Here is an 18019-nt window from a genome sequence, read left to right on the forward strand (position 1 = left end):
CGACCGAGCGAAAGGAGAGGCCATGAGGAGCATGCGGAGGAGCGACGCGCCGGACGCGCGTCCTGGAGACGCGACGTTGGTCGACGTGCTGTGTCGGCGAGCCGCCGACGAAGCCGAGCGACCGGCCTGCACGTTCTTGCACGACGGCGAGATCGACGAGGAAACGATCACGTACGGCGGCCTCGATGCCCGCGCGCGCCGCATCGCGGTGGCGCTCGGGTGCGACGCCTCGCGCGCGCCCGTGCTGCTGCTGTTCGAGCCGGGATTGGATTTCGTGGCGGCGTTCCTCGGGTGCCTCTACGCGGGCGTCGTCGCGGTGCCGGTGTATCCACCCGAAGGTCGCGATCCCGAGGGCGGTGCGGCGCGCATCCGGCGCGTCGCGGCGGACGCCGGGGCGCGGCGCGTGGTGACGACGCGCGCGCTCGACCGCGCCCTCGCGCGCTCGATCCGGTCGGAGCTCGACGAGGCGCGGTCGCGCATCCTCGTGGACGAGCTCTCGATCGGAACGGAGGCGGCCTGGCGTCCTCCGGGGATCGGCGGCGGGGACGTCGCGTTCCTGCAGTACACGTCGGGGTCGACCGCCACGCCGCGCGGCGTGATGGTGACGCACGCGAACCTGATGGCCCACGGGTCGCGAGTGGCCGACGTGCTCGGGCTCGACGCCGAAGCCGTCGCGGTCAGCTGGTTGCCCGTGTACCACGACATGGGGCTCGTCGGGACGCTCCTGATCCCGCTGCAGATCGGCTTCCGCTCCGTGCAGATGGCGCCGCGCGCGTTCCTCGAGCGGCCCGGGCGATGGCTCCGCGCGATCACGCGTCATCGCGGCACGCTGAGCCCGGCTCCCAATTTCGCGTACGACCTGGCCGTTCGGAGGACCACGCCGGAGGAGCGCCGCGAGCTCGATCTCGGCACGTGGCGGGCGGCCATGAACGGGGCCGAGCCGATACGGGCCGAAACGGTCGAGCGCTTCGTCGCCGCCTTCGCGCCGTGCGGGTTCCGGCGCGAGGCGCTCGTTCCCTGCTACGGCCTCGCGGAGGCGACGCTGATGGTCGCCGGCGGGCCGGCGGGGGAGGGCCCCGTGCGGCTCGCGGTCGATGGAGCGGCGCTCGACGACGCCCGGGTGGTCGTCGTTCCCGCGGAGGAACGCGGCGCCCGCGTGCTGGTGGGGTCGGGTCGCGTCATGCCCGACGTCGCGCTGCGGATCGTCCATGCCGCAAGCGGCTCCCCGACGCGGGCCGACGAGATCGGAGAGATCCGTGTCGCGGGGCCGACGATCGCGGTCGGCTACTGGCGCCGGCCGGCGGAAACGGCGGCCGCCTTCGAGAATCCCCCCTGCGGGCCGCGCCGTCTGCGCACCGGCGACCTCGGGTTCGTCCACGACGGCGTGCTGTTCGTGACCGGGCGGTGCAAGGATCTGATCGTCGTCCGCGGACGCAACCACCATCCCCACGACTTGGAGGACGTGGCGGCGGGTGCGCATCCCGCGCTTCGTCCCGGCGGCGGCGCGGCGTTCGCGTGCGACGGCGCCGACGGCGAGGCGGTCGTGGTCGTGCACGAGGTCGAGGCCGACGACGCCGCGACGTTGCGCGCCGTGGCGGCGGCGATCCGGGAGGCGATCGCGCGCGTCCACGGGCTCGTCGTGGCGCGCCTGGTGCTGATCGCACCGCGCACGCTCCCGAAGACGACGAGCGGCAAGGTGCGCCGGAGCGCGTGTCGCGCGGCGCTCGCGGCGGGACGGCTCGTCGTCCGCTACGACACGTCGGAGCACGCGGCGCCCGCCGGAGAGAGGCGGGACACGACCGATGTCGCGGCGATCGAGGCCTGCCTGCGTGCGCTCGTCGCCGGCGTGCGCGGCCTTCCGCCCGAGGCGGTGCATCGCGACGCGGCACTCGCCGCCCTCGGCGTCGATTCCGCCGAAGCCGCGCATGTCGCCGCGGCGCTCGAGGCGCGGCTCGGCCGGCGCGTTCCGCTCGCGTTGCTGCTCGAGCAGCCGACGATCGGCGCCGTCGCGGCGGCGCTCGGGGAGGTGCGGGCATGACGGCCGCCGCCGATGCCTGGTACGACGCGCTCGCCGATCGCGGCGGGCTCACGCGCCGCCAGCTGCTCGTGTGGACGGGAGACCGCGTCGCCGGCGACGCACCCGTCTTCGTCGAGGCCGCGCGATGGCATCTCGATGGCACGCTCGATGCCGGAGGGCTGGCGCGCGCGTTCGCCGTGACGGTCGCGAGCGCCGATGCCCTGCGGACGACGATCGGCGAGATCGAAGGCTGGCCCGTGTCCCGGACGTCCTCAGAGGACCGACCGGCGCTCGAGATCGTGGACCTCGCCGGGCACGCGGCGCCGCAGCGGGCGCTCGACGACCTCGCGCAGGCGAGCATCGCCGCCTGTGCCGTCGGGAAGGTCCTGGTGGTTCCCGTCCTGGCGCGGCTCGCGTGGGATCGCCACGTCCTCCTACTGGCGCAGCACCAGATGGTGTCCGATGCCTGGTCGTTCGGACTCCTGCATCGGCGCCTGGAGGATGCATACGGGCGCCGCGCGCAGGCGCCGGACCCCGGTTCGGCGAACGGCTGGCCGCAGTTCGCCGAGTACGTGGCGTTCGAGCGCGCGTATCGGAGGTCGGCCGCGGTCGCCGAGGCGCGCCGCTACTGGGAGAGCGTCCGTGCGGGCGGGCGGCCGACGGGCGAGTCGGCGTCGCTCGGGCGGGACGCGACCCGCGTGCGGCGGATCGTCGTTCCGCTCGGCACGATGCGATCGGCCGCGGTGCGGCGCGTCGCGACCGAGCAGGCGTCCGCGGACGTCGGGCTCTTCGTGTTCTTCGCCGCGGTCGTGGCGGCTCACCTCCACCGCACGCTCGGCGGCGGCGACGTCGTGCTCGACGTGCCGTTCGCCAATCGGCCGTCGGCGCGGTTCAAGGAGACGCTCGGCACGTTCATGAACGTCTGCCCGGTGCGCGTGGAGGTCGCGGCGCGCGACCGGTTCCGCGACCTGCGCGCGCGGCTCGCGGCGGCGACCTGGGAAGCCGCGCGTCACCAGACGTTCACGGGGTGCGGAGGCGGCGTGCCGCAAGCGTACGACGTGCTCGTGAACGTCCACCGTCCGGCGGTCGCGGCGGGGTGCTTCGGCGGTTGCGCGATGCGCGTCGAGTGGCTTCCTCCGACGCACCGCTTCGGGGCTGCCGCGGTGGCGGTCCACGATTTCGGCGCGACGGGGGAGCTCACCCTCGTCGTCGATCTGAACGAGGGCGCCTTCTCGGCGGGCAGCCGCGCGGCGTTCGCGGCATCGCTCTTGCGGCTCGTCGACGAGCAGCTTGCCGGCGTGGACTGCCGCCTGGCCGACGCCGATCGCCGGGGAGGATCGGCGAGGACGTCGGCGGCGGCGAAGGTCGGCGCGCCCGCGTCGCGGGACGCGACCGTGTGGTCGGGCTTCGTCGCGCGGGCGCATTCGGCCCCGGATGCGGTTGCGGTGCGCTCGGGCGATGCGACGGTGACCTACGGGGATCTCTTGCGTCAGGCGGCGGCCGCGGCGAGTCGCCTCACGGCGGCCGGGGCCGGGCGCGACACGGTGGTCGCGGTCTGGGGGGCGCGGGGGCCGCATTGGCTCCGCACGCTCCTCGGCGTTCTTGCCTCCGGCGCCGTCTATCTGCCGCTCGATCCGAGCTGGCCCCTGGCGCGCGTCGCCGAGGTGCTGCGGCGGAGCGGAGCGCGGCTGCTCGTCGTCGACGGGGCGCCGTCCGACGTGCCGTGGCGCCTGGCGGGGGCGAGCGCCGCCTGGACGACGGTCGCGATCGACGCGCCGGCCGACGTGTCATCGGCGGCGGTGCCGCCGGGACCGGCGGCGGGCGACGTCGCCTACGTGCTCTACACCTCGGGGTCGACGGGCGCGCCCAAGGGGGCGCTCGTGGAGCACGCCGGACTCCGCAACCACCTCGACGCCAAGATCGCGCTCCTCGGGCTCGCGCGCGGTGACCGCGTCGCGCAGAGCGCGAGCGCCGGCTTCGACGTGTCCCTCTGGCAATGCCTCGCACCGCTCGTCGCCGGCGCGGAGGTCGACATCCTGGCCGACGACGTCGCGCGCGCGCCGGCGACGCTCGCGCGCGTGGCGACGGCGCGGCGGGTCACCGTGCTGGAGGTCGTGCCGACCGTGCTCCGGGTCCTGCTCGACGCGGAGGAGGACGGGGCCGGCGGCGCGGGCGAATCGTCGCTCGCGTGCCTGCGGTTCCTCGTCGTGACCGGCGAGGCGCTGGCACCGGAGCTCTGCCGCCGGTGGTTCGCGCGACGTCCGTCGGTTCCGCTCGTGAACGCCTACGGGCCGACCGAGTGCGCCGACGACGTCACGCATCACGTGCTGCGCGCGGCGCCGCCGCCCGACGCGATCTCGGTCCCGATCGGCCGCCCGATTCCCGGGATGTCGGTCTACGTGCTCGATACGGCGTTGCGACCGGTGCCGGACGGAGAACCGGGAGAGCTCTGCGTCGCCGGGGTCGGCGTGGCGCGCGGCTATCTCGGCGACGCGGCGCGGAGCGCGGCGGCGTTCGTGACCCGTCCGCTCGGTCCCGCCGGGGAAGACGTCCGCGTGTATCGCACGGGCGACCGCGGCCGGCGCCTCCCCGACGGGACGTTCGCCTGGCTCGGGCGGCTCGACGCGCAGGTGAAGATCCGCGGCATGCGCGTCGAGCCGGCGGAGGTCGAGGCGACGCTCGGGGTGCATCCGGACGTCCGGCAAGCGGTGGTTCTCGCGCGCGGGGACGAGGCGGCACGGAGACTCGTGGCCTACGTCGTCCTGGCGAACGCGGGCGGGAAGGACGAGGGCGCGCCCCGCGCCGCCGCCGCCGAGCTGGCGCGCGTCCGCGAGTGGGGGCGACTCTGGGACGATACCTATGCGCGCGAATCACCGGGGGCGGACGACGCGGCGTTCGATGCCGCCGGCTGGCGCAGCCGCTACACGCGTCGGCCGATCCCCGCGGCGGAGATGCGCGAGTGGCTCGACGGCACCGTGGACCGCGTGCGGGCGCTCGCGCCCCGGAGCGTGCTCGAGATCGGCTGCGGCTCCGGCATGGTCCTCGCGCGTCTCGCGCCCGCGTGCGCGCGCTGGCTCGGGGTCGATCTCTCGGCGGCGGCCGTGGACGCGGTGCGCCGCCGCCACCTCACGGGCGGCCGCCTGCCGCACGTCGCCGTCACGCGCGCGGCGGCGCACGAGATCGTGATTCCTCCCGGCTTTCGTCCCGACGTGGTGCTCCTGAACTCGGTGGTGCAGTACTTTCCGAGCCTCGCGTATCTGCATGCCGTGCTCGCCGCCGCCTGGACGATGCTCGACGAAGACGGCACGATCTTCGTCGGCGACGTGCGTTCGCTGCCGCTCGCCCGGACGCTCCACACGAGCGTCGAGCTCGCACGCGCCGGCGCCGCATGCACGGCCGGCGAGGTGCGCGCGCGGATCGAGCGCAGCCTCGGACGCGAGCCCGAGCTCCTGATCGACCCCGCGTTCTTCGCGGCGCTCGCGCGCGCCCATGGCGGGGCGGTGGACGTGCAACTGAAGCGCGGACGAGCGCACAACGAGCTGACCCGCTTCCGTTACGACGTGACGTGGCGCCGCGGGCGGAGCGCGGCCGGGGCCGGATCGGAGGACGTGGTGGCGTGGTCCGGCGCTGGTCCGACGCTCGCCGAGCTGCGGCAGCGGCTCGCCGCGGCTCCCGACGCCACGATCGTTCTCCACGGGGTACCGAATCCCCGGCTGCAACGCGAGCTGCTCGCGGTCGGGCTGCTCGCCGCGGCGAGCGACGCGACCACGATCGGGGAGCTACGGGACGAAGTCGCGGCGCGTCCGCTCGCGCCGGGTCTCGATCCCGAGGCGCTCTGGACGTCGGCCATCGGGGCGAGCCACGATCTCGCGATCGGCTGGTCGCCGGCGGGGCTGGATCGGTACGACGCGCGTGTGCGGCCGCGGTGGTGCGGCGCGCGGCGCGATGGCGATCGGCCGGACGGGTGTGTCGGCGGCTCCACGGTCGCCGCGTCGGCGTCCGTGCCCGACGATGGGGCGGCACACGCCAACGATCCCGCCCGCGTGGCGACCAGTGCGGCGCGGGTCGAGGCGCTGCGCGCATTCCTGCGCGCGCGGCTCCCGGACGCGATGATGCCGGCGGCGTTCGTCGTCGTGCCGGAGGTCCCCCTCACGGCGAACGGCAAGGTCGATCATGCGGCGCTCGCGGCGCACGGAGAGGGCGGTGCGCTCGGGGCGGACGATGCGGCGCCGCTGACGCCGCTCGAGCGGACGGTCGCCGCGATCTGGGCGCGCCTCCTCGGCGTCTCCGAGGTCGGGCGCGACGACGACTTCTTCGCGCTCGGCGGGGATTCGCTCCTGGTGTACCGCGTGCTCCGGGCGCTGCGCGCCGAGGTCGGCATCGAGCTCGACCTGGAGCGCTTCCTCGTGCGGCCGACGGTGGCCGGTGCCGCGTCGGCGATCGCGGCCGCCGCCTTCGATGGCCTCGATGCCGCAGAGGCCGACGCGCTCCTCGCCGACGTCGAGGCGCTGCCGGAGGACCAGGCGGCCGCACCGCGAGCAGGCGGCGATGCGGCCGGGGAGGGCGCCGATGCGTGACCGGGGTGCGCGGCTCGGGGCGCTGTCCACGGAAAAACAGGCGCTCCTCCTCCGCCGGCTCACCGCGCAGGCGGCCGGGGTGTCGGCTCTCGCGCCCGTGCCTCGCGGCGCGGGGGTCAACGTCTTCCGGGCGTCGTTCGCGCAGGAGCGGCTCTGGTTCCTGGAGCAGGTGGCGGCAGGGAGCGCCGCGTACAACGTGGCCGGCGCCTTCGACGCGCACGGCCGCCTCGACCTCGGCGCCCTACGGACGAGCCTCGCGGCGGTGATCGCGCGCCACGAGAGCTTCCGTACGACCTTCGTGACCATGGACGCCCGGCCGATGCAGGTCATCTCGCCGGTGGCGCCGGTCGCGCTGGCGGTGCGCGATGTGCGCGGCGTGAGCGAGCCGGGATCGGCGCTCCGGGTGGAGGTCCAGCGCGAGGTCGAGCGTCCATTCGATCCGAGCCGTGGACCGCTGCTGCGCCTGCTGGTGCTCGCGCTCGGGACCGAACGACACGTCGTCGTGCTCACGATGCACCATCTGATCGCCGACGCGTGGTCGGTCGGCATCCTCGTGCGGGAGCTCTCGGCGCTCTATCGCGCCGCCGTGCGGGGTGAAGGCCTCGCGCTCGACGCTCCCGCGCTGCAGTACGCCGACTACGCCGAATGGCAGCGCCGCGATGCCGGGAAGCGATGGGGTGCCTCCGCGACCTACTGGCGGCGGCAGCTCGAAGGCGCGCCGTACCCCGTCGTCGCCGCCGGGGACCGGCTCGCCTTCCGGGGGGCGGCGGTCGGCTGCGATCTCGGAGCCGGAGTGACCGAGGGCCTCCGGTCGCTCGCGCGCACGTCGGGCGTGACGGCCTTCGCCGTCGCGCTCGCGGCGTGGAAGGTCGTCGTGGCGCGGGCGGCGGCGCTCGACGACGTCACCGTCCTCTCGCCGGTCGCCAATCGCGAGCGCTCCGAGTTCGCGGCGATCATCGGCTTCTTCGTGAACCTGGTCGCGCTCCGCACGCGGCTCGATGACGATCCGTCGGTCGCGGAGCTCGTACGGCGCGTGGGGGGCGTCGTGCGCGACGCCCTCCGCCACCAAGCGCTACCGTTCGAGCTGGTGCTCGGCGAGCTCGGCGTCGACCGCACGCTCGCGCGGCCGCCGCTCAGTCCGTTCGCGTTCGCGTTGGAGCGTCCGGTCGACGATGCGATCGACCTCCCCGACGTCCGGCTCACCGGATGGCCACTCGAGACCCGTACGAGCCGGACGGACCTGGCGCTGATCCTGGTCGAGCGGGAGGCTCCGGCGCAGTGGAGCGCGCGCCTCGAGTACGACCGTGGGCTCCACGATGCCGAGGGGGCGCGCGGGCTGCTCGCCGACTTTCGGACCTGCCTTGCCGGGTTCGGGGCGGATCCGACGCGCCGGATCTCGGAGCTGCTCGCGCGGGGGGCGCTCCCGCCGCCGACGGTCGCGGATCCGGCGACGGTCTGGGGACGTTTCCTCGTGCAAGCGGCGACGAGCCCCCATGCCGTCGCGGTGCGCGCGGCCGCGCGTGTCGTCACCTACGAGGGGTTGCGGGAGCGGGCGCTCGCGCTCGCGGCGCGGCTCGGCGGTGCCGGCATCGATCGCGGTGACGTGGTGGCCTTCGCAGGCGCGCGCGGTCCGGCATGGGTCGGCGCGCTGCTCGGCATCTGGGGTGCCGGTGGGGTGTATCTGCCGCTCGATCCGCGATGGCCGACGGCGCGCGTGCGCGACGTGCTCGAGCGGAGCGGCGCGCGGGCGGTGCTTTGCGACGGTGCGATCCCGGAACCGTCCCTGGACGGCTCCGGTCGGAAGCTGATCCGCCTCGACGCGGTGGCGGCGCGCGACCCGGACGCGTCGGGCGGGGCGGTGCCCGGTCCACGTCGGGGCGACGTCGCCTACGTGCTCTACACCTCGGGCTCCACCGGCGTGCCGAAGGGGGCCCTCATCGAGCACGCCGGGCTCGTGAATCACCTCGACGCGAAGGTCGCGCTCCTCGGACTCGCCGCCGGGGACCGGGTCGCGCAGACCGCGCCGACGACCTTCGACGTGTCGCTCTGGCAGTGCCTCGCGCCGCTGCTCGTGGGGGCCGAGGTCGTGGTGCTCGACGACGCCGCGGCCACGGATCCCGCCGCACTGCCGGCCGTGGTCGCGCGCTACGACATCACGGTGCTCGAGCTCGTGCCGAGCGTCCTGCAGCTCGTGATCGGGGCGGTCGAGGCCGGGGAGACGCCGCTCGCCGGTCTTCGCTGGCTGCTCGTCACCGGGGAGGCGTTGTCGCCGGCGCTGTGCCGCCGATGGCTCGCCCGCCATCCGGCGATTCCGCTCGTGAACGCGTACGGACCGACGGAATGCGCCGACGACGTCACGCACCACGTCGTCCGGACGGCGCCTCCGGCGGACGCGGCGCGTGTTCCGATCGGCGCGCCGATCCCGGGGATGTCCGTGTTCATCCTCGACGAGCGGCTGGTGCCGGTCGCACCCGGGGACGTCGGTGAGATCTGCGTCAGCGGCATCGGAGTGGGGCGGGGGTATTACGACGACCCCGCGCGTACGGCGGCGGCGTTCGTCGAGCCGACGGGACCGGCCGCCGTGGCGTTGCCGCGGTTCTATCGCACCGGCGACCTCGGCCGGCGTCTTTCCGACGGAACGTTCGAGTGGCTCGGGCGGCTCGATGCCCAGGTGAAGCTCGGCGGGGTGCGGGTCGAGCCCGAGGAAGTGGAGGCGGTGCTCACGATGCATCCGGCGGTGCGGCGCGCCGCCGTGGTGGCGATGCCGGCCGACGCGCCGTCGCGCCTCGTGGCGCACGTCGAGGCCGATGCGGGTCCGGAAGATGCGCTCGCGGCCCGCCTCCGCGACTGGGCGGCCGAGCGCCTGCCCGCGGCCATGGTGCCGGCCGTCGTCGCCGTGCGCGCCGCGCTGCCGCTGACGGCGCACGGCAAGGTCGACCGGCGCGCGCTCGCCCGCGAGACGCCGAACGCGACGAGTCCACGCGCGGATGCGCCCGCCCTTCCACCGGCCGCGCCGGAGACGCCGACCGAGCGACTGCTCGCCGACCTCTGGAGGCAGATTCTCGGCGTCGAGGTGCGGGCCGCGAGCGACGGGTTCTTCGCCCTCGGCGGCGACTCGCTCGCCGCCCTCCGGCTGGTCGCAGCGGCCCGGCGCCACGGGCTCGTCCTGACGCCGCACCAGGTCTTCGAGAACCCGACGCTCGCCGCGCTCGCAGGCGTCGCGGTCTCCGCCCCCCCGCCGGCGGAGCAGGGCATCGTCGTGGGCGACGTCGAGCCGACGCCGATCCAGCGGATGTTCCTTGCCGCCGATCTCCCGCGTCCCGATCACTACAACATGGCGATGCTGCTCGAGATCGACGGCGGCCTCGAGCCGACGTCGCTGGCGATCGCCGTCGAGCACCTCGTGCGCCACCACGATGCGCTGCGCTTGCGCCTGCGCCGCGACGGGGGGCGGCCGCGGCTCCTGATCGCCGGCCTCGAAGGGCCGGTGCCGTATGCGCATGTCGATCTCGCCGAGAGCGACCCGCGCGCGGCGGCGGCGGCGATCGAAGCCGCGGCCCCGAAGGCGCAGGCGAGCTTGGACCTCGAGCGCGGGCCGATCCTGCGCGTGCTGTCCTTCGATCTCGGGCCGGACCGATCCGGCCGGCTGCTCGTCGTCGTCCATCACCTCGCCTGCGACGCGGCGTCGTGGCCCATCCTGCTCGAGGATCTCGCCGCCGTGTATGCGCAGGTCGAGGAGGGCGCGCCGATCGTTCTCCCCGCCAAGACGACGTCCTACCGCGCCTGGGCGGCGCGCCTCGCGGCGCGCGCGCGGAGCGAGGCGCCGCGCGACGAGGCGGCCTTCTGGGCCGATCAGCGCGTCGCCGCGGGCGCACGTCTGCCCCGGGTGCGCGCGGTCGCGCATCCGGCCGTGGCCGACGTCGCGGTGCACACCGTCGTGCTCGAGGCACCCGCGAGCGGATGCCTCGCCGCCGTGCTCGCGCGCTCGGGCGCCACCATGGAGACGGCGCTCGTGACCGCGGTTGCGATGGTGGTCGCGGCGGCCGGCGGCGACGACCGCGTGCCGCTCTACCTGGAACGCCACGGACGGGAGGACGCGATCGGCGAGGTCGACGTCTCGCGGACGGTCGGTTGGTTCACGGCCGTCTTTCCGCTGTGCGTGCGCGTCGCCGCGAGCCGGTGTCCGGCGGACACGCTCGAGGCGGTCGCGCGCCGGCTCCGGGCGGTGCCCGCCGGCGGCATCGGCTGGGGGCTCGCCGTGTTCGGCCCCGCCGCCGGCGACGATGCGGCCCGCGACCTCGGCGGTGCGCGCCCGGAGGTCAGCTGCAACTACCTCGGGCGGATCGATCCGCCGCGGAGCCTCGGCTGGCGCATCGCGCCGGAGTCCACCGGTCCGGAGGTCGGTCCGGGTGGCACACGTCCGACGGCGCTCGACGTGGTCGCCCACGTCGCGGCGGATCGGTTGCACGTCGCGTGGCACTATGACGCGGTGGCGTACGAGGGCGCCGCGATCGCGGCGCTCGCGGCACGGGCGCTCGACGTGCTCCGTGCGCTCGCGAGCGGCGCGATCGGAATGGACGGGGAGCCCGTATGACGGAAGGCATTCTCGCGGCGATCGGCCGCACCCCGCTCGTCGCGCTGCGCCGGCTCGTCTCCGAGGCGCCGTTCCGGATCTTCGCGAAGCTCGAGGCCTGCAACCCCGGCGGCAGCATCAAGGATCGCGCGGCGCTCGGGCTCCTCGAGGGGGCGCGGCGCGCCGGGCGCATCCGCCCCGGAACCGTCGTGGTCGAGTCGAGCTCCGGCAACATGGGGATCGGTCTCGCGCAGGCGTGCGCGGTGCTCGGGCTCCGCTTCGTCTGCGTCGTGGACGTGCGCACGACGGCGCAGAACATCGCGATCATGCGTGCCTACGGCGCGGAGATCGAGGTCGTGGATACGCCGGACCCGAACGGCGGCGGCTTCCTGCGCGCGCGGATCGCACGCGTCCGGGCGCTCGTCGACCGCCTGCCCGACGCGTTCTGGCCCGACCAGTACGGCAACGTGGACAACGCCCTCGCGCATCGTCGGACGATGCACGAGATCGTGACCGCGCTCGACGGCAGGCTCGACGTGCTCTTCTGTCCGACCAGCACGTGCGGGACGATCCGCGGCTGCGCGGAGTACGCGCGCGAGCACGGCCTCGCGACGACCATCGTCGCGGTCGACGCGGTCGGCAGCGTGATCTTCGGCCCCGCGGGCGCGAGCCCCGACATGGCGGCGCCCGTACGCTTGATCCCTGGTCATGGCGCGGCCCTGCGGCCGGCGCTCTTCCGCGACGACGTCGCCGACGCGTGCGTGCACGTCTCCGACCTGGAGTGTGTGACGGGGTGTCGCCGGCTCGTCGCCCGGGAGGGGATTCTCGCGGGCGGCTCGTCCGGCGCCGCGGTGATGGCGATCGAGCGCCTTCGCGATCGCATCGCGGGCGACGCGACGGTCGTGGCGATCTTCCCGGACCGCGGTGAGCGGTACCTCGACACCATCTATTGCGACGCGTGGGTCGAGCGGCACTTCGGTGTGCTGCCGGCGTCCGAGGCAGGAGCGCTCGGGGATCCCATGGCGGCGCATGCGGCGGCGCCGACCGGACGACGACGCCCCGTGGCGCTGCGCCCGCCCGAGCGTGCGGCGGCCGGGATCCGGGCTGCGGCGGGAACGACGTGAGCACGGGGGGCGACATCCTGATCGTGCCGGCCGCCGACGTCGCCGGGATCCTCGAGGGTGAGGCTGCGACCCTCATGGCGATCGTCGCCGCGGCGTATGCGGCCCATCGCCGCGGCGAGACCGTCGTGCCGCGCTCGTGCTTCCTCCGATTCCCCGGTGGACGCAATCGCGCGATCGCGCTGCCGGCGTATCTCGGCGGCGAGGTCGGGGTTGCGGGGATCAAATGGATCGCATCGTTCCCCGCAAACCTCGCGTGGGGGCAGGCGCGCGCCTCGGGGCTCGTCGTGCTCAACTCGCCCGCCACCGGCCGGCCGTACGCGGTGATCGAGGGCGCGCTCGTGAGCGCACAGCGCACGGCGGCGAGCGCCGCCCTGGCCGCGCAGGCGCTGCACGCGGGCCTTCCGCCCGTGCGGGTTGGGCTCCTCGGGTGCGGCGCGATCAACTTCGAGACGCTGCGCTTTCTCCTCGCGGTGTGGCCGGGCATCACGCAGGTCCTCCTGACCGACCTGAGCGCGGCGCGCGCGGCGGCGTTCGCGGCGCGTGCGCGCGCGCGCTTTCCGCGGGTCACGTGCGAGATCGCGAGCGATTGGCGCATGCTGCTCGCCGACTGCCCGCTCGTCTCGATCGCGACGACCGCGACGACGCCCTACATCGACGCGTTGCCGCGGGGCGCGTTGCGTACGATCGTGCATCTCTCGCTCCGCGACCTCGCGGCGGAGGTGGTGCTGGCCGCCGACAACGTCGTCGACGACGCGGATCACGTCTGTCGTGCGGAAACGTCGCTGCATCTCGCCGCGCGCGCGACCCGCGGGCGCGCGTTCATTCGCTGTACGCTCGCCGACGTGCTCGCGGGAATCGCCGCGCCGAAACGGACCGATGACTCGTGCACCGTCTTCAGCCCGTTCGGGCTCGGGATCCTCGACATCGCGGTCGCGAATTTCGTATGGGAGCGCGCAGAGGCGTGCGGCAAAGGGACGCGACTCCCCTTCGCGAGCCCCGCATGAGCACGCCGCTCGACGGAGGGTGCATGCCGCGCAGTGTGGAGCCGTTGGCCGTGGCGACGGTCGGTGTGTTGCTGTGGCTGGTCGCGGCGACCGGGCCGGCGACGGCGGTCGCTGCGGGCGACACCGTCGACCGCCGGCCGCGGCGCGAGGACCACGGCGCGCTCGTGGTGCTCGACGTCTACGGGACCTACGAGGAGATGGGACGGCAGCAGGTCGCGCTCCTCGGCGACGAGGCGCGCGCCGTGCGCGACCTCTACGCCGACCGATGGAGCGGGCTGGTGCGGTCGCAGGGCGTGCTCGGCCGCTTCGTCGACGCCATCGTGTTCCCGGTGTGGACCGGGTTCGGGCGGTGGCGTGAAGACAGCGGGTTCTACGACGAAGCGGCGGGGATGGCGCGCGCGCTCGGCGCCGCGGGTGCGGCGGACGGCATGCGGCTCCTCTACGGCGGGGTCTTCGGCGGCGGGTCGACGGTGTTCGCGGCGACGCGCGGCGCGACCGTCGACGGCCGCGCCCTCATCGGCCGGAACGTCGACTGGTCGGACGACGGCGGCCGCCGCCGGCCCGTCGTCACGCGCTACCACCCCGTGAACGGTGATCTGCCGCACCTCACCGCCTCGTGGCCGCTCGTGATCGTGCCGATCGTCGGCGTCAACGCGGCGGGGCTCGCGATCTCGATCAACTTCTTCGACGCCGACGTCATGATGGGGCTTGGCTTCCCCCGGCTTCTCTATCGGCGCGTGCTGCAGCGCGCACGCACGGTGGAGGAAGCGCTCGCGCTCCTCGCCGACGACGGCAATCGCGGCGGCGCCGGCATGCTGGTGCTCGCCGACGCCGAGGGGGCGCTGGCGCTCGCGGAGTGCACGGCGAAGCACTGCGCAGCGCTGCGGCCGGGCGAGGACTGGCTCGCCCACAGCAACCACGCGCGCACGCCCGAGATGCGCGCGCACGACGAGGGGCGGACGGCCGACTCCGACCGACGGCTCGCCGCGATGGAGGCCGCGGTGCGGGGGCGGCTCGGAGCGATCGATCCCGGGGCGGCGGCGGCGATCCTGCGCGACCGCTCGAACACGGCGTTCATCAACGATTCCACGGTGGCGAACCTGCGCGTCCTGAACGCCGTCGTCGTCGATCCGCGGGCGCGGCTCGTGTGGCACGGTACGACCCAGCAGCCGTTGGCGCCGTTCGGCGCGTTCCTGCCGCTCGCGGTCGACGGGGACGCGCCCGGGGCGGCGGCGCCGATCGCCGCCGATCCGCGGCTCGCCGGTCCGGTGCTCGCGCGCGAGCGCGAGGTGGTGGCCGGGATGCGGCAGGCGCTCCGGCTCTTCGAGGGCGGGCGCGTCGGCGACGCGGGCGCGATCTGGGACCGCTTCGCCGGCGAGCCGGCGACGGGCCTCGAGCCGCATCGACTCGCCTGGGCGCGGGCGCGTGTGCGCTGGGCGACGGGGCGGCTCGCCGATGCCGACACGCTCCTCGCCACGGCCGACGACGACGGCGCCCCGTTCGAGGTGCGAGCGTACGCGCGGGTCGCACGCGGGCTCGTCGCCGATCGGCGCGGCGCGCGCGCGGACGCGCTGCGGTGGTACCGGGCGGCGGACGCGTATCTCGCGGCGCATCCCGCGTACGACGCGCCGCTCCTGATCGAGCCGTTGCGGCGCGCGATCCGGACGGGGCTCGCCGCGCCCGCGACCGCCATGCCGGCGATGCCCGATCTGCAGAACATTCCACGATGAGGGAGGCGTCTGGCCGATGAAGCGTTGGGTGCGAGCGATGGGAGGGGCGGCCGCGGCGGCGGCGATGGCGATCGACGCGTGGGCGGCGCTCGACCCGCGCATACCGATCGATCCCGCAGCGATCCTCGACGCGCGCCGCCGGCTCTACGCGAGCACGTACACGTGGTCCGACCAGCACCAGATCCTGCGGGTCACCACCTGGGATGCGGCGGCGCGAAGCCACCAGCGGACCGTCGAGCTCTTCGAGCGTCGCTACGCCGACGGCGCGCGCAAGGTTCTGCTCGGCTTCCTCGCGCCGGACGAGGTGAAGGGGATGGCCGTGCTCTCGCAGGAGCGCGCCGGCGGGACGCCGGAGCGCTGGCTCTATCTGCCACGGCAGCGCCGGGCCCGGCGGTTCGCCGGCCAGATGCGGGACGAGGGCATGCTCGGCACCGACCTCACCGCGGCGGAGCTGGATCTCCTGCGCGACTCGCTCGGGTGGAGCGGCGCGGCGGTGCGTCCGACCCTCCACGGCGCGGAGCGCCTCGGCGACGTCGAGGCGTACGCGCTCGACGTCGTACGGGTCGGGGGATACGAGCGGGTGCGCGTGTGGATCGGCGCCGCCGATCTCGTCCTCCGCCAACTCGAGCTCTACGGCACGGAGCCGGCCGCGTTGAAACGCATCCGACAGAGCGACGTGCGCTTCGTCGGCCGCGTGCCGATGCCGGGTCGCGTCGAGGTCGAGAACCCGCGCGCCGGCACCCGATCGCTCTTCGAGCTCGTCGAGGCCGAGGTCGACGCCGGCTTCTCCGACGACGTCTTCAGCCTGCCGCTGCTCGCGATGCCGAAGAAGGAATGACCGGATGCCCGGCCCGCTGCCCTCCTGGTGCGCGATCGTTCCGACGCCGTTTCCCGACGTCCGCGTTCACCGCCTCGACGTCGCCGCCGCGCGCGGGGACTACGCGCGCCTCGCGCCGGTCCTCACGAGGCCCGAGCGGGAGCGCGCCGCGCTCTTTCGGGTGAGCGACGACCGCATCCGCTTCGTCGTGACGCGCGCCGCGCTGCGCCTGCTGCTCGCGGAGGCCGGGCTCGGCCCTCCGGAGGCGCTCGCGATCGTCGCCGACGCGAACGGCAAGCCGGCGCTCCGGCGCTCGTCGCCGCTCCGCTTCAACGTCGCGCACTCGGGCGAGGTGGCGCTGATCGCGCTTGCCGACGGTCGCGACGTGGGCGTCGACGTCGAGGTGGTCCGCGCGCGCGACGATCTCCACGGCGTCGCCGCACGCTTCTTCGCGGTCTCGGAGATCGAGGCGCTCGGGCGCCTCGCGGGCGCGGCGTACGCGGCGGCGTTCCATCGCTGCTGGGCGCGGAAGGAGGCGTGCGTGAAGGCCGCGGGCGCCGGGCTCCGCGCGCCGCTCGCGGCGGTGGTGGTGGGCATCGAGCCGCGTCCGGGCAGGTGGGCGGCGACGGTGGCGCGCGGCGGAGCGCCACGCGCGTTCGAGCTCGCCGACGTCGCGGCGCGGCCCGGATACGCCGCGGCGGTGGCGGTCGAGGCGCCGGCCGCACGGGTGGACTCCCCCCAGCGTCCGTAGATCTCCGGCGCCCGGCGCCGGAAACGAGCGCCGCCGCTGTCGGGCGTACCGAACGCGCCGGCGCAGCGATACCCGTGCGCGGCGACGCGTGACCGTGCTAGTGGGGAAGCGTGACGAAGGGACGCCGCCTGCCGCTCGCCGACGCCGCCGCGCTCGTTCGCCCGCGCGACACGCTCGCCTGCGGCCTCGTCGCCGGCCAGCCCGCCGGCTTCCTCGACGCGCTCGGCGCGCGCCGCGACCTCGAGGACGTCGTCCTCTACACCGGCCTCCTCCTCCAGCCCTACGCGCTCCTCCAGACGCCGGGCGTCCGCATCGTGAGCGGCTTCTTCGGGCCGATCGAGCGGATGGCGCGCGCGATGGGCGAGCACGTCACCTACATCCCGCGCGACTTCAACGGCCTCGAGCGCCTGGCGATGGACGTGGCGCCGCGCGTGATGCTCGCCGTCACGAGCCCGCCCGACGCCGACGGGTATCTGAGCTTCGGGGTTCATGCCGGGGCGACCTTCCGGCCCTTCCTCGCCGCCGCGCGCGATCCGGCGCGCCTCACGATCGCCGAGGTCAACCGGCGCATGCCGCGCGTCCTCGGGCTCCCGGAGCTCGGCGGCAACCGCGTCCACGTCTCCGAGGTCGACGTGCTGGTCGAGCACGACGCCGACATCGTGACGATCGCCGACGCGCCGCCGTCCGCGGCCGACCTCGCGATCGCCGGCCAGGTGTGCGAGCGCATCCCGCCGGGCGCGATCCTCCAGTTCGGGATCGGCGCGATCCCGAACGCGATCGCGGGCATCCTCGCCGCGGGCGATCGGGCGGGATTCGGCGTCCACACCGAGATGATCTCGGACGGCATCATGCGCCTGCACCAGGCGGGAAAGATCACGAACCGGAAGCCGCTCTATGACGGCGTCACGGTCGCGACCTTCGCGCTCGGGAGCCGCGCGCTCTACGATTGGCTCGACGGCAACCCCGACGTCCGCATCCTCCCCGTGACGGCGGTGAACGGCCCCGGCGTGCTCGCGGAGCTTCCCGAGCTCACCAGCGTGAACGGCGCGATCGCCGTCGACCTGGCGGGGCAGGTCGCGGCCGACACGATCGGCGACCGCCAGTACTCGGGGACGGGCGGGCACGAGGCCTTCGTGAGCGGCGCGGGGAGCGCTCCCGGCGGCCGGAGCTTTCTCTGCACGCGCTCGACCGCGACCGTGAACGGCGCGTCCATCTCGACGATCGTCGCCGCGTTCCCGCCCGGGACGCGGGTCACGACGCCGCGCCACCACGTGCAATGGGTCGTGACGGAGCACGGCGCCGTCGACCTCTCCGTGCTCGACGACGTCGAGCGTCCGCGCGCCCTCGTCGAGCTCGCCGACCCGCGGTTCCGCGACGCGCTCCGCGCCACGTTGCGCTGACCGGCGCCGGTCCGCGCGGCGTCCCG

9 protein-coding genes are annotated in these 18019 nt (G+C 75.0%); all 9 read left to right on the forward strand.

Going from position 1 to position 18019, the window contains the following annotated elements:
- The first annotated feature begins 22 nt into the window (after positions 1–22).
- Positions 23–2038 (forward strand): AMP-binding protein, encoded by a 2016-nt coding sequence (locus IT293_16865; protein ID MCC6766333.1) that lies wholly within the window; start codon positions 23–25, stop codon positions 2036–2038.
- Positions 2035–6594, forward strand: coding sequence for an amino acid adenylation domain-containing protein (locus IT293_16870; protein MCC6766334.1), 4560 nt, complete (start codon positions 2035–2037; stop codon positions 6592–6594). Before IT293_16865 ends, IT293_16870 begins: the two co-directional genes overlap by 4 nt.
- The gene (locus IT293_16875) at positions 6587–11188 is read left to right on the forward strand and encodes an amino acid adenylation domain-containing protein (GenBank protein ID MCC6766335.1); all 4602 of its coding nucleotides are present in this window, start codon (positions 6587–6589) and stop codon (positions 11186–11188) included. The genes IT293_16870 and IT293_16875 overlap by 8 nt, the downstream gene beginning before the upstream one ends.
- Positions 11185–12291, forward strand: a complete 1107-nt coding sequence (gene sbnA / locus IT293_16880; protein ID MCC6766336.1) for a 2,3-diaminopropionate biosynthesis protein SbnA — start codon at positions 11185–11187, stop codon at positions 12289–12291. Before IT293_16875 ends, sbnA begins: the two co-directional genes overlap by 4 nt.
- A gap of 14 nt (positions 12292–12305) precedes the next feature.
- The gene (gene sbnB, locus IT293_16885; protein MCC6766337.1) at positions 12306–13295 is read left to right on the forward strand and encodes a 2,3-diaminopropionate biosynthesis protein SbnB; all 990 of its coding nucleotides are present in this window, start codon (positions 12306–12308) and stop codon (positions 13293–13295) included.
- Positions 13292–15025 (forward strand): hypothetical protein, encoded by a 1734-nt coding sequence (locus tag IT293_16890; protein MCC6766338.1) that lies wholly within the window; start codon positions 13292–13294, stop codon positions 15023–15025. Before sbnB ends, IT293_16890 begins: the two co-directional genes overlap by 4 nt.
- Positions 15026–15041: 16 nt before the next feature.
- Positions 15042–15863, forward strand: a complete 822-nt coding sequence (locus tag IT293_16895) for an outer membrane lipoprotein-sorting protein (protein ID MCC6766339.1) — start codon at positions 15042–15044, stop codon at positions 15861–15863.
- Positions 15864–15867: 4 nt separating this feature from the next.
- Entirely contained in the window at positions 15868–16593 is a 726-nt protein-coding gene (locus IT293_16900) for a 4'-phosphopantetheinyl transferase superfamily protein (GenBank protein MCC6766340.1), read from the forward strand.
- Positions 16594–16703: 110 nt separating this feature from the next.
- On the forward strand, positions 16704–17993 hold the full coding sequence (locus IT293_16905; GenBank protein ID MCC6766341.1) for a 4-hydroxybutyrate CoA-transferase: 1290 nt from the start codon (positions 16704–16706) through the stop codon (positions 17991–17993).
- The last annotated feature ends 26 nt before the right edge of the window (positions 17994–18019 follow it).

It is taken from the genome of Deltaproteobacteria bacterium, assembly GCA_020848745.1.
Taxonomy (GTDB): Bacteria; Desulfobacterota; Binatia; order UTPRO1; family UTPRO1; genus UTPRO1.